Origin of the sequence: Pseudoalteromonas sp. HF66, from assembly GCF_011806445.1 — a bacterium.
GTDB classification, from domain to species: Bacteria; Pseudomonadota; Gammaproteobacteria; order Enterobacterales; family Alteromonadaceae; genus Pseudoalteromonas; species Pseudoalteromonas apostichopi.
In genome coordinates this window covers 1-12,723 of record NZ_JAATOU010000022.1, presented here as the reverse complement: position 1 = coordinate 12,723, position 12,723 = coordinate 1, and the positions used below count along the sequence as shown (strand labels likewise).

The 12,723-nt window shown below is 42.4% G+C and carries 13 protein-coding genes; all 13 read left to right on the top strand.

Annotated features, from left to right (window positions below):
- Positions 1-9: 9 nt before the first annotated feature.
- The 13 genes from HCZ11_RS16900 to HCZ11_RS16840 all read left to right on the top strand — a co-directional run bounded on the left by HCZ11_RS16900 (position 10) and on the right by HCZ11_RS16840 (position 12,435).
- On the top strand, positions 10-795 hold the full coding sequence (locus HCZ11_RS16900) for a ParA family protein (protein WP_054554803.1): 786 nt from the start codon (positions 10-12) through the stop codon (positions 793-795).
- A gap of 20 nt (positions 796-815) precedes the next feature.
- Complete coding sequence (locus HCZ11_RS16895; RefSeq protein ID WP_167659028.1) at positions 816-1,727, top strand: ParB/RepB/Spo0J family partition protein; 912 nt, start codon at positions 816-818, stop codon at positions 1,725-1,727.
- A 159-nt stretch (positions 1,728-1,886) separates the two neighbouring features.
- Positions 1,887-2,267, top strand: a complete 381-nt coding sequence (locus tag HCZ11_RS16890; RefSeq protein ID WP_130050135.1) for an ATP synthase subunit I — start codon at positions 1,887-1,889, stop codon at positions 2,265-2,267.
- Positions 2,268-2,282: 15 nt separating this feature from the next.
- Positions 2,283-3,140, top strand: coding sequence for a F0F1 ATP synthase subunit A (atpB, locus tag HCZ11_RS16885; protein ID WP_130050136.1), 858 nt, complete (start codon positions 2,283-2,285; stop codon positions 3,138-3,140).
- 56 nt (positions 3,141-3,196) lie between these two features.
- Positions 3,197-3,430, top strand: coding sequence for a F0F1 ATP synthase subunit C (atpE, locus tag HCZ11_RS16880; RefSeq protein ID WP_010561330.1), 234 nt, complete (start codon positions 3,197-3,199; stop codon positions 3,428-3,430).
- Between the two features lie 42 nt (positions 3,431-3,472).
- Positions 3,473-3,943, top strand: a complete 471-nt coding sequence (atpF, locus tag HCZ11_RS16875) for a F0F1 ATP synthase subunit B (protein WP_054554807.1) — start codon at positions 3,473-3,475, stop codon at positions 3,941-3,943.
- A gap of 16 nt (positions 3,944-3,959) precedes the next feature.
- Complete coding sequence (gene atpH / locus HCZ11_RS16870; protein ID WP_167659027.1) at positions 3,960-4,493, top strand: F0F1 ATP synthase subunit delta; 534 nt, start codon at positions 3,960-3,962, stop codon at positions 4,491-4,493.
- Positions 4,494-4,507: 14 nt separating this feature from the next.
- On the top strand, positions 4,508-6,049 hold the full coding sequence (gene atpA, locus HCZ11_RS16865; protein WP_054554809.1) for a F0F1 ATP synthase subunit alpha: 1,542 nt from the start codon (positions 4,508-4,510) through the stop codon (positions 6,047-6,049).
- 59 nt (positions 6,050-6,108) lie between these two features.
- Entirely contained in the window at positions 6,109-6,969 is an 861-nt protein-coding gene (gene atpG, locus HCZ11_RS16860; protein ID WP_062568484.1) for a F0F1 ATP synthase subunit gamma, read from the top strand.
- A 32-nt stretch (positions 6,970-7,001) separates the two neighbouring features.
- Positions 7,002-8,387 (top strand): F0F1 ATP synthase subunit beta, encoded by a 1,386-nt coding sequence (gene atpD, locus HCZ11_RS16855; RefSeq protein ID WP_054554811.1) that lies wholly within the window; start codon positions 7,002-7,004, stop codon positions 8,385-8,387.
- A 13-nt stretch (positions 8,388-8,400) separates the two neighbouring features.
- Positions 8,401-8,823, top strand: a complete 423-nt coding sequence (locus tag HCZ11_RS16850; protein ID WP_054554812.1) for a F0F1 ATP synthase subunit epsilon — start codon at positions 8,401-8,403, stop codon at positions 8,821-8,823.
- A 272-nt stretch (positions 8,824-9,095) separates the two neighbouring features.
- Positions 9,096-10,454 carry a bifunctional UDP-N-acetylglucosamine diphosphorylase/glucosamine-1-phosphate N-acetyltransferase GlmU gene (gene glmU / locus HCZ11_RS16845; RefSeq protein WP_167659026.1) on the top strand — a complete coding sequence of 453 codons (1,359 nt, stop codon included), beginning with the start codon at positions 9,096-9,098 and terminating at the stop codon, positions 10,452-10,454.
- Between the two features lie 142 nt (positions 10,455-10,596).
- On the top strand, positions 10,597-12,435 hold the full coding sequence (locus HCZ11_RS16840) for a choice-of-anchor I family protein (protein ID WP_167659025.1): 1,839 nt from the start codon (positions 10,597-10,599) through the stop codon (positions 12,433-12,435).
- Positions 12,436-12,723 lie beyond the last annotated feature (288 nt).

The window sequence follows — 12,723 nt, the reverse complement described above, 5'->3', positions numbered from 1 at the left end:
CAGAACACTGTGGCAAAAGTCATCGCATTAGCAAACCAAAAAGGTGGTGTTGGTAAAACAACCACCGCTGTGAATCTTGCGGCATCGATGGCCGCGACGAAGCGTAAAGTGTTATTAATCGATCTTGATCCGCAAGGAAACGCTACCATGGGTAGTGGTGTCGATAAATACGGTGATGTTGCGACTATTTACGATTTATTGATTGAAGAAACACCAATCGATGAAGTTATCAATAAAGAAACCTCAGGTGAGTATCACTTAATTGCTGCTAATGGCGATGTGACTGCCGCTGAAGTTAAATTAATGGAATTGTTTGCGCGTGAAGTGCGTTTACGTAATGCGCTTGAACAAATTCAAGACCAATACGATTTCATTTTTATCGACTGCCCGCCTTCACTTAACATGCTTACTGTTAATGCAATGGCTGCCGCAGATTCGATTTTAGTTCCGATGCAATGTGAGTATTATGCCCTTGAAGGTTTAACGGCATTAATGGATACCATTACTCAGCTATCTAAGCTAGTAAATCCAGCGTTAACAATTGAAGGGATTTTGCGCACCATGTATGATCCGCGCAATCGCCTTGCAAATGATGTATCAGAACAACTCAAACAACATTTTGGCGATAAAGTATATCGTACCGTTATCCCACGTAATGTCCGTTTAGCAGAAGCGCCGAGTTTTGGTGCCCCTGCCATGTATTATGACCGTGCATCAAGTGGTGCTAAAGCTTACTTAGCCCTAGCCGGCGAAATGTTACGTAGAAAAGAGAAAACATCTTCAGCAGTAGCCTAACTTCGAGGTAAAAAAATAACATGTCTGCTAAAAAACGCGGTTTAGGCCGAGGACTCGACGCTTTATTAAGTTCATCAAAACCTGCCCCAAGTGCAAATAATCAGCAACAAGCGACTGCAACACAAGAGCAAGTCTCTGAGGTCGTTGCAGAGCAAAGTAAAGGTGAGCTGCAAAAGTTAGCGATTGAGTTTTTACAATCGGGTAAATATCAACCGCGTAAAGACATGTCTGAAGAAGCGCTTGAAGAGTTAGCTAACTCAATACGTGCTCAAGGCATCATTCAGCCGATTGTTGTGCGCCAAATTGGTGCAGAAAAATATGAGATTATCGCCGGTGAGCGTCGTTGGCGTGCTGCTCAACTTGCAAAATTAGATGCTGTTCCATGTATCATCAAAGATGTACCTGATGAAGCGGCCGTTGCTATCGCGCTTATAGAAAATATTCAACGTGAAGATCTAAATGCGATGGAAGAAGCGATTGCGTTAAATCGTTTACTTAACGAATTTGAACTAACTCATCAACAAGTCGCCGAGGCAGTTGGTAAATCTCGTACTACTGTGACTAATTTACTACGCCTAAATAATCTCAATGAAGATGTTAAAATTTTGTTAGAGCATGGCGACATTGAAATGGGTCATGCACGTTGTTTATTAGCACTTGAAGGCGAAGCGCAATCAGATGCTGCTCGATTAGCCGTTGCTAAAGCTTTAACTGTTCGTGAAACTGAAAAGCTAGTGCGTTCTATTTTAGAACCAGCCCCAAAGAAAGAAGTGCAAGAAAAAGATCCAGATGTCAAACAGTTAGAACAAAAGCTTGCTGAAAATTTAGGCGCTAAAGTAGAAATAAACTACAATAAAAAAGGCAAAGGCAAACTGGTTATCTCTTATACAACTCTTGATGAGTTAGATGGCATTTTAAGCCGTATAAATTAAGACTATTCCCGTCATTAATTAATAACATGTCCAAAAAGAGACATTTGTGGTGTTTTTGCACTACAAAGGGTCGACTCAAGTTGCAAAACTGGTAGGAATCAGTATAATTTCGCCAGTTTTCATACCCTGACAATTTAACGTTCTAAAGGTTAACAAAACGTGACTAATAGGTTAGCAAAGCCGTATAGGCTTGCCGCATTTAAATTAATTTGTCTTCAGGGTATCGTAGCATTTATCGCTGCAGTAATTGTTTTTATAGGTTGGGGAGTCAATGCCGGCCAGTCAGCGCTTGCTGGCGGAGCTGTTGCACTACTCCCTAATTTTGTATTTGCTGTCTATGCATTCCGTTATATGGGTGCAAGTCGAGTAAATCAAGTGTATGCCTCGCTAAAGCGCGGCAACGGATTAAAATTTATGCTAACAATCGTTTTGTTTGCACTGATACTGAAGTCTTATACGGTCGTTTTATTACCGTTTTTCTGTGTGTATGTATTGGTGTTATTTAGCGGATTGTTTGCGCCCGTTTTTTTTAATCATTAACTTTTGGGATATAACATGGCTGCAGAAGAAGTAACTCTATCAAGCCATATTCAGCACCACTTAACTAACGCTAAGATGTGCTCGACCGACGCTGGTCTTGCCTTCAACAAAGCGTGTGCAGACAGTGGTTTCTGGACATGGAATATAGATACCCTCGCATGGTCAATCGGTTTAGGTCTGGTATTTTTATGGATCTTCCGTGGTGCCGCTAAAAAAGCAAATACCGGTGTACCGGGTAAATTTCAGTGTTTCATTGAAATGATTGTTGAGTTCGTTGGCGACAACGTACGTGACACATACCATGGTAAAAGCGCATTAATCGCTCCATTAGCTCTAACGATTTTCGTTTGGGTGTTCTTAATGAACTTAATGGACTTGATTCCGGTTGATTTCCTACCTGCATTAGCTGGCTTTGTTGGCGAGCAAGCATTTGGTATGGATTCTCACGACGTTTACATGAAGATTGTACCTACAACAGACATCAATATGACTGCTGCACTTGCTATTGGTGTATTCATTCTGATGATCGGTTATGCAATCAAAATCAAAGGGATTGGCGGATTCTTAGCTGAATTAACGCTTCACCCGTTCAGCTCTAAAAACAAGCTAGCGATGGTGTTCTTAATCCCATGTAATTTATTACTAGAAACAATCGCTTTAGTTGCTAAGCCGTTCTCGTTAGCATTGCGTTTATTCGGTAACTTATATGCTGGTGAGTTGATTTTCATCTTGATCGGCGCAGTTGGTTTAATGCAACTACCGTTGCACTTTATTTGGGCTGTATTCCACATCTTAGTAATCGTACTGCAAGCATTCGTATTTATGATGCTTACAATCGTTTACCTAAGCATGGCAAGCTCAGATAATCACTAATTTTTTACACTTTTAAATTTTAACTTTAATTTACAATTGAAACTTTGGAGAAAAAAATGGAACTAATGATTGGTCTTAAGTACATCGCTGTTGCTCTACTTATCGGCTTCGGTGCAATCGGTACTGCTATCGGCTTCGGTAACATGGGTGGTAAATTCCTAGAAGCTTGTGCACGTCAACCTGAGCTTGCACCTTCATTACAAGTTAAGATGTTCATCCTTGCTGGTCTAATCGATGCCGTAGCTATGATCGGTGTTGGTATCGCAATGGTATTGTTGTTCGTACTTTAATATTATTTTTTGAACAGCTTACTATTTTAAGGAGGAGCGGTCGTGAACTTAACAGCCACTCTTATCGGTGAATTAATTGCATTTACGGTTTTCGTACTTTTCTGTATGAAATACGTATGGCCACCACTAAATGGTGCAATTGAAGCTCGCCAGAAGAAAATCGAAGATGGTTTAGCTGCCTCTGATAGAGCCGAAAAAGACTTAGAACTTGCGCAAAAGAAAGCTGCTGAGCAGCTTAAAGAGGCAAAAGCTCAAGCGGCTGATATCATTGAACAAGCTAAAAAGCGTGCCACGCTAATCGTTGACGAAGAAACTGTTCGTGGTCAACAAGAGCGTGAAAAAATTATTGCTCAAGGGCACTCTGAAATCGAAGCAGAGCGTAACCGTGTAACAGAAGAACTACGTAAACAAGTAGCGACGCTGGCCGTGGTTGGTGCTGAGAAGATTTTAGAGCGCGAAATCAATCAAGCCGCACACAGTGACATCGTTGAAAAACTTGTCGCTGAGCTGTAATTAGGAGGGTATGAGCATGTCTGAATTGGCTACTATCGCTCGCCCATACGCTAAAGCGGCTTTTGAACTTGCCGTTGAAAAAGGCACTGTTGAAAGTTGGAACGACATGCTGTTCTTTGCTGGCCATGTTGCCAGCAATGAGCAAGCCGCTGCCGCGCTAGCTGGATTGCCTACTGCTACTGAAAAAGCAGATCTGTTTATCAAGATCTGTGCAGAGCAGCTCAACGAACAAGGTCAGAACCTAATCAAGGTGATGGCTGAAAATGGACGTTTAGTTGCACTGCCTGCTGTTGCAGAGTTATTCGCTGAATTTAAAGCGGACTACGACAAAGAAATCGACGTTGATGTGGTTTCTGCAACACCGCTAGCTGCTGAGCAGCAAGCATCATTGGTAGCGGCACTTGAAAAACGTTTCGCACGCAAAGTTAAGCTGAATTGTAGTGAAGATACTACAGTTGTTGGCGGTCTTATCATTAAGGCGGGTGACACTGTAATTGACGGCTCAGTACGTGGCAAATTAGCCCGCTTAGCTACATCACTACAATCGTAATTGGGAAAAAGAGCATGCAACTTAATTCCACTGAAATTTCAGATCTGATCAAACAACGTATTGAGCAGTTCGAAGTTGTAAGTGAAGCTCGTAACGAAGGTACTATCGTATCTGTTACTGACGGTATCATCCGCATCCACGGTCTTGCTGACTGTATGCAAGGTGAGATGATCGAGCTTCCTGGCAACCGTTATGCTATCGCACTAAACCTTGAGCGTGACTCAGTAGGTGCTGTAGTAATGGGTCCTTACGCTGACCTTAAAGAAGGCGTAAAAGTTAAATCAACTGGTCGTATCCTAGAGGTTCCTGTTGGTCGTGGTCTACTTGGTCGTGTTGTAAACACACTAGGTGCACCTATCGACGGTAAAGGCGCTTTAGATAACGACGGTTTTGAACCTGTTGAGAAAATCGCACCAGGCGTTATCGAACGTCAATCAGTAGATGAGCCAGTACAAACTGGTTATAAATCTATCGATGCGATGATCCCAGTAGGTCGTGGTCAACGTGAGCTTGTTATCGGTGACCGCCAAACTGGTAAAACTGCATTAGCAATCGATGCAATCATCAACCAAAAAGGTACAGGCGTTAAGTGTGTGTACGTTGCAGTTGGTCAAAAAGCATCTACAATCGCTAACGTAGTACGTAAATTAGAAGAGCACGGTGCACTTGAAAACACTATCGTTGTTGTTGCATCTGCTTCTGAATCTGCGGCACTTCAGTACCTAGCACCATTCTCTGGTTGTACTATGGGTGAATACTTCCGTGACCGTGGTGAAGACGCGCTAATCGTATATGATGATTTATCTAAGCAAGCTGTTGCTTACCGTCAAATCTCATTACTACTTAAGCGTCCACCAGGCCGTGAAGCATACCCAGGTGACGTATTCTACCTTCACTCACGTCTTCTAGAGCGTGCATCACGTGTAAACGCTGATTACGTTGAGAAGTTCACTAATGGTGAAGTGAAAGGTAAAACAGGTTCACTGACGGCATTGCCAATCATTGAAACTCAAGGCGGCGACGTTTCTGCGTTCGTACCGACAAACGTTATCTCTATCACCGATGGTCAGATCTTCTTAGAAACTGACTTATTCAACTCAGGTATCCGTCCAGCTGTTAACGCTGGTATCTCGGTATCTCGTGTTGGTGGTGCAGCGCAAACTAAAATCGTTAAGAAACTAGGTGGTGGTATCCGTCTAGCGTTAGCTCAGTACCGTGAATTAGCTGCGTTCTCGCAGTTCGCGTCTGACCTTGACGATGCAACACGTGCTCAATTAGAGCATGGTGAGCGCGTAACAGAGCTAATGAAGCAGAAACAGTACGCACCAATGTCTGTTGCTGAAATGTCTCTGTCGCTATTTGCTGCTGAAAAGGGCTACCTAAAAGACATCGAAATCGCGAAAATCATGGATTTCGAAGCTGGCCTAATTTCTTATGCAAACAGCACATACGCAGAGCTAATGGCTCAAATCAATGAAACTGGTAACTACAACGCTGAGATTGAAGCTCAACTTAAAGAACTTCTAGAGAAGTTCAAGTCGACGCAAACTTGGTAATTTAGTTATGAATGGTGAGCTTTAGGTAACTAAAGCCCACCTGATTCGGAGAGAGAGTCATGGCCAGCGGAAAAGAGATTAAAAGCAAGATCGGGAGTATCAAGAATACTCAGAAGATCACCAGCGCGATGGAAATGGTTGCTGCGTCTAAAATGAAAAAAGCGCAGGAACGTGTGGCGTCAAGCCGTCCATACGCTGAAAACTTACGCCAAGTGATTGGTCGTGTTGCTCAAGCAAATCTTGATTTTACTCACCCTTTCTTAGAAGAGCGTGAAGTAAAACGAGTTGGTTATATTGTTATCTCTACTGACCGTGGTCTATGTGGTGGCTTGAACTCAAACGAGTTCAAAAAAGTTGCCCTAGACGTGAAAGCGTGGAAAGAAAAAGGCGTTGAAGCTGAGTTTACTACTTTAGGTAGCAAAGCAGCTGGCTTTTTCCAACGTTTTGGCGGTAAGTTAGTCGCTAAAAAAGCGAACTTAGGAGATACGCCTTCATTACAAGACGTTATTGGTCCTGTAAAGACAATGCTAGATGCATACTCTGAAGGTAAAATTGACCGCTTATACGTAGTATTTAACAAGTTCGTTAATACTATGAAGCAAGAGCCAACAATCGATCAGTTACTCCCTTTGCCAAAAGCTGAAGAAGAAGTATCTCAACATTCTTGGGATTACTTATATGAGCCAAACCCAGATGCGATTTTAGAAGCTCTGTTAGTACGCTTTATTGAGTCTCAAGTATACCAAGGTGTAGTTGAGAACGCTGCCTCTGAACAGGCTGCCCGTATGGTTGCAATGAAAGCTGCAACAGATAACGCAGGCGACCTTATGGATGAGTTACAGCTTGTTTATAACAAGGCTCGTCAAGCTGCAATCACACAAGAAATTAGTGAGATTGTTGGCGGCTCGGCAGCAGTTTAACGCTTCGGCAAAGTTTAATGAGAGGAATAGACATGAGTTTAGGTAAGGTCGTCCAAATTATCGGCGCCGTTGTGGATATCGAATTTCCACAAGATAACGTGCCAGCCGTATATGACGCACTAAAAGTAACAGATGGCGACTTAGCTGGTTTAACTTTAGAAGTTCAACAACAGCTAGGTGGCGGTGTGGTACGTGGTATCGCACTTGGTACTACTGACGGTTTACGTCGTGGTACTGCAGTAGAAGGTACAGGTCAGCCAATCCACGTTCCTGTAGGTACGAAGACACTAGGTCGTATCATGGACGTATTAGGTAACCCTATTGATGAAGCTGGTCCAATTGGTGAAGAAGAGCGTATGTCTATTCACCGTGCAGCACCTTCTTATGAAGAACAATCAAGTTCAGTAGAACTTTTAGAGACTGGTATCAAGGTAATCGACCTTGTATGTCCATTCGCTAAAGGTGGTAAAGTTGGTCTATTCGGTGGTGCCGGTGTTGGTAAAACCGTAAACATGATGGAACTTATCCGTAACATCGCAATCGAGCACAGCGGTTACTCAGTATTCGCAGGTGTTGGTGAGCGTACTCGTGAGGGTAATGACTTCTACCATGAGATGAACGACTCAAACGTACTAGATAAAGTATCTCTAGTATACGGTCAAATGAATGAGCCACCGGGTAACCGTTTACGCGTAGCGTTAACTGGTCTTACTATGGCAGAGAAGTTCCGTGACGAAGGTCGTGACGTACTTTTCTTCGTTGATAACATCTACCGTTATACTCTAGCGGGTACAGAGGTATCAGCACTTCTAGGTCGTATGCCTTCAGCAGTAGGTTACCAACCAACTCTTGCTGAAGAAATGGGTGTACTTCAAGAGCGTATCGCATCTACTAAGACGGGTTCAATCACTTCAATCCAAGCGGTATACGTACCTGCGGATGACTTAACTGACCCATCTCCAGCAACAACGTTTGCTCACTTAGATGCAACAGTAGTACTTTCTCGTGATATCGCTTCACTTGGTATCTACCCTGCGGTAGACCCACTTGATTCATCTTCACGTCAACTTGACCCATTAGTAATCGGTCAAGAGCACTACGATACAGCGCGTGGCGTTCAAACAGTTCTTCAACGTTATAAAGAACTTAAAGACATCATCGCAATCCTAGGTATGGACGAGCTTTCTGACGAAGATAAGCAAGTTGTATCTCGTGCACGTAAAATCCAGCGTTTCCTATCTCAGCCGTTCTTCGTTGCTGAGGTATTCACAGGCGCGCCTGGTAAATACGTGTCACTTAAAGACACAATTGCTGGCTTCAAAGGTATCTTAAACGGTGAGTTTGATGATATGCCAGAGCAAGCGTTCTACATGGTTGGCTCTATTGAAGAAGCTCAAGAAAAAGCCAAAAGCATGTAATTAGGAGGGTAGTATGGCGGCTATGACTGTACATCTTGACGTAGTAAGCGCAGAAGAGAGCTTGTTCTCTGGTCTGGTTGAATCGATTCAAGTGAGTGGTAGTGAAGGTGACCTTGGTGTTAACTATGGTCACGCTCCATTATTAACTGCCCTAAAACCTGGTATGGTACGTTTAGTTAAGCAATTTGGTCACGAAGACGTGATGTATATTGCTGGCGGTACGCTAGAAGTTCAACCGGATCGCATCACGATTCTTGCAGATACTGCAGTACGTGGTGAAGACCTAGACGAGCAAGCGGCTGAAAAAGCTAAACGTGATGCTGAAGAGCAAATGGCGAATACGTCAACTGCTGAGTTAGATTATCAACAAGCTGCAGTGCAACTTGCTGAAGCAATCGCTCAACTTCGCGTAATTCAACAATTACGTAAAAAGTAAGCCTACTCGGTTTTCAAAAAGCCCACTTAATGTGGGCTTTTTTGTGCCCGAAATTCACGGCTTTCTACCCTACTTAATATTTATACTTATATCCTTCATCAAAGCTCGCTACAATAGTGTAAATTAATAGTGAATAGCTGTTTCATCCAAGGTTCAGTCCAACTCATTAGGATTGCGTATTTACACATGATGTGACTTACACAACTTTGTATGTTTCCCAGAACTCACAAAATATTGCACACCTAAAACAAAGAAAGAAGGATATTGTTTTAATGTCTCTGACTACCGTTATTCTTGCTGCGGGTAAAGGCACTCGTATGCGCTCTGCTCTACCAAAGGTTTTACACAAAGTTGCTGGTAAACCTATGGTGCAGCACGTTATTGATAATGCCACTGCCCTTGGCGCTCGTGAAACGAACCTTGTTTACGGTCATGGCCGTGAACAGCTGCAAGATGCCCTATCGCACAATCAAGTAAACTGGGTATTACAAGAAGAGCAACTAGGTACGGGTCATGCCGTGGCAGTTGCTAAAGAACACATTGCTGATGACGACACTGTATTAATTCTCTATGGTGATGTGCCACTGACAAAACGCGCTACCTTAGAGAAATTACTCGCAGCGACACCAGAAAAAGGCTTAGCTGTATTAACCGTTACCTTAGATGACCCATCAGGTTATGGTCGTATGATCCGTGAAAATGGCAAGCTAGTGGGTATTATCGAACAAAAAGATGCCTCTGCTGAGCAACTTGCAATTAAAGAAATTAATACCGGTATTATGGCTGCCAATGGTGAGCTACTTAAACGTTGGTTAGGTAACCTATCGAACAACAACGCTCAAGGTGAATACTATTTAACAGATATCGTTGCTATGGCACATAGCGAAGGTGTTGAAATTACTTCTGCACAGCCCGAGCACCCGATGGAAGTCGAAGGCGCAAATAATCGCGTTCAACTTGCAGCTCTTGAACGTGCATACCAAGCATGGCAAGTCGAAGAGCTAATGCTTAATGGTGCTACACTTGCTGATCCTGCGCGTATTGATGTGCGTGGTGAAGTTACTACCGGCGAAGATGTACTAATCGACGTTAATGTTATTTTCGAAGGTAAAGTAACACTAGGTAATAACGTGCAAATTGGCCCTAACTGCGTACTTAAAGATTGTACTGTTGGTGATAACGTTGTAATTAAAGCTAACTCACTTGTTGAAGAAGCGAGTGTTGCTGCTAAATGTACTTTAGGCCCTTATGCTCGCCTTCGCCCTGGTGCGATTATGGAAGAAGACTCGCATATCGGTAACTTTGTTGAGATGAAAAAGACTCGCTTAGGCAAAGGCTCAAAGGCAAATCATCTTACCTACTTAGGTGACACTGAAGTTGGTGAAAAAGTGAATATTGGCGCAGGTACTATTACTTGTAACTATGATGGCGTAAACAAATCAAAAACTATTATCGGTGATAACGCCTTTATTGGTTCAAACTCATCACTAGTCGCACCGGTGAATATTGGCTCAATGGCAACGATTGGCGCAGGTTCTGTTATTACTAATACTGTTGAAGACGAGCAGCTTGCAGTAGCTCGTGGCAAACAACGTAATCTAACTGGCTGGAAGCGTCCAACCAAAAAGTAGTGAGCTACCCTACTAATTTATAAATAAAAGCGAGTTTATACTCGCTTTTTTTGTGGCTAAATTTTGTTCTCATAAAAGTGCCATATAGTTGTAATGCCTGCGTGTTGTAATTGCCTCAATACAATACCAAGGAAAAATAATAATGTTAAAAAGATCAATTATTGCGCTATCACTTTTAACTATTCTTACAGGTTGCTCGTTAGACGGTGACGACGGCAGAGATGGCCTACAAGGTGAACAAGGTCCTGCAGGTCAAAATGGTACTAACGGAATTGATGGGGAAAATGGCACCGATGGTACTAACGGAGCTGACGGAGCAAATGGTACAGATGCAAACGCGGCTTTAAGTATAAACCTTATCGGTCGTGCAGTGCTTAACGCAGAAAGTCCGGAAGGTGCAGCAGAGATTGTCGCTTATCAAGCTTCTAAACAACGCATTTTTGCGATCAATAGCTCCGGTGATTCGGCAGTTGTGAATATCATGAAAGCCGATAGCTTTGACCGTGCAGCTTTAGTTAAAGATAACGAAGGGGTTATAAACGGCACTAATTTAACCTCAGAGATTACCCTTGCACTTAATAAGTACAGTGCGGGTGATGCAAACAGTATCGCTATTGATGCTAATAATGAACTTCTTGCAGTTGCAATGGCCGCAGATATTACCGGTGATGAAGGTTTAATCGCATTTTATGATATCAGTGGCGATGAGCCTCTGTTTATTAAGAATGTAACGGTAGGCGCCCTACCCGACATGGTTACTTTTAGCCATGATGGCAATAAGGTACTGGTTGCAAATGAAGGTGAGCCTAATGGTGATTACAGTATTGACCCTGAAGGCTCAATTAGCATTATTAATATCAATGATGGTGTAATTGCAGATACTGCTATTAGCATTACTTTTTCAGCTTATAACGACAAACAAGCAGAGCTTGAAGAGCGAGGGATTGTATTTGCTAACCCGACAGGTCGAACAATCAACGGTAATTTGATTAATACAACCGTGGCTATGGATTTAGAACCTGAATACATCAGCGTTTCGAAAGATAATAAATTTGCCTACGTGTCACTACAAGAAAATAACGCCCTTGCTATCGTCAATCTTGAAGATAATAGCCTAGAGCTTAAAGGCTTAGGTTTTAAAGATTGGTCTAATTTGCTTTTTGATGCATCAGATAAAGACGGTGGGGTTAACTTTAAATCATACCCTGGCCTCTATGGCATGTATCAACCAGATACTATTTCAAGCTTTACCTGGAAAGGTGCTAACTTTATTGTCACAGCGAACGAAGGTGATGCACGAGAATACTTCTTTGATACAAACGACGAAGCTGATTGTATAGCTAAAGGTGGTCTTGATTATGATAAAGATGACGGTTGTTTATCATATATAGATGAGACAAGAGCTAAAGACTTAACACTAGCAAGCAATTTTGACTACCTGAACAATGACAACAGTGATATTGGCCGTTTAAAAGTGACCACTGTTAAAGGTGATGAAGATAATAATGGCGAATACGAATCACTCTATGCATATGGTGCCCGCTCCTTTACCATCTGGGATAATAACGGCATGGTAGTTTTTGACTCTGGCGATCAAATTTCACGCATTACTGCATCAGTTCACGGAGCAGCATTCAATAATAACGAAGATGAAAATGACGGTGATAGTCGCTCTGATGACAAAGGTGCAGAACCAGAAGCATTAGCACTAGGTACTATTGGCGAGCGTACATTTGCATTTATTGGTTTAGAGCGTATGGGTGGCATTATGGTGTTTGATATTACTAATCCATACAATGTGACATTCCAAGATTACTTTTTTAATCGTGGTCTAGAAACTGATGCAGATATTACGGGTGATCTTGCCCCTGAAGGTATGGCATTTATACCAGCAGAACAAAGTGCAACGAATGAAGCATTGCTAGTTGTTGGTAATGAAATTTCGGGTTCAATCGCTGTTTGGGAAATTTCTACTAACTAATCCGCCTTATAAAAATAAAAAGCGACATAGCTAATTTAAAGCATGTCGCTTTTTCTATGCCATTTTACCTTCACAAAAATGACTGCTTTTTGAGCTAAAATCCCTTTGTAGCCCTTTATTTGTATGGTTATTGTACTAATTTGAAAATAATCAAAAAAACCTTCAAAAAGTGCTTGCGTTAATTCTTCGCATCCCTATAATGCGCATCCACTGACACGGCGGGCAGCAACGAAAGACGCTGAACAACGTAGCAGAGAGTTAAGTAAAACTTCGGTTTAAAACGGTCTA

What these genes read in the sequence shown, in the direction of transcription:
- atpD (WP_054554811.1), top strand. Translation starts at nt 7,002, where the DNA reads ATGAGTTTAGGTAAGGTCGTCCAAATTATCGGCGCCGTTGTGGATATC.
- HCZ11_RS16895 (WP_167659028.1), top strand. Translation starts at nt 816, where the DNA reads ATGTCTGCTAAAAAACGCGGTTTAGGCCGAGGACTCGACGCTTTATTA.
- atpE (WP_010561330.1), top strand. Translation starts at nt 3,197, where the DNA reads ATGGAACTAATGATTGGTCTTAAGTACATCGCTGTTGCTCTACTTATC.
- HCZ11_RS16850 (WP_054554812.1), top strand. Translation starts at nt 8,401, where the DNA reads ATGGCGGCTATGACTGTACATCTTGACGTAGTAAGCGCAGAAGAGAGC.
- atpB (WP_130050136.1), top strand. Translation starts at nt 2,283, where the DNA reads ATGGCTGCAGAAGAAGTAACTCTATCAAGCCATATTCAGCACCACTTA.
- atpH (WP_167659027.1), top strand. Translation starts at nt 3,960, where the DNA reads ATGTCTGAATTGGCTACTATCGCTCGCCCATACGCTAAAGCGGCTTTT.
- atpA (WP_054554809.1), top strand. Translation starts at nt 4,508, where the DNA reads ATGCAACTTAATTCCACTGAAATTTCAGATCTGATCAAACAACGTATT.
- HCZ11_RS16840 (WP_167659025.1), top strand. Translation starts at nt 10,597, where the DNA reads ATGTTAAAAAGATCAATTATTGCGCTATCACTTTTAACTATTCTTACA.
- glmU (WP_167659026.1), top strand. Translation starts at nt 9,096, where the DNA reads ATGTCTCTGACTACCGTTATTCTTGCTGCGGGTAAAGGCACTCGTATG.
- atpG (WP_062568484.1), top strand. Translation starts at nt 6,109, where the DNA reads ATGGCCAGCGGAAAAGAGATTAAAAGCAAGATCGGGAGTATCAAGAAT.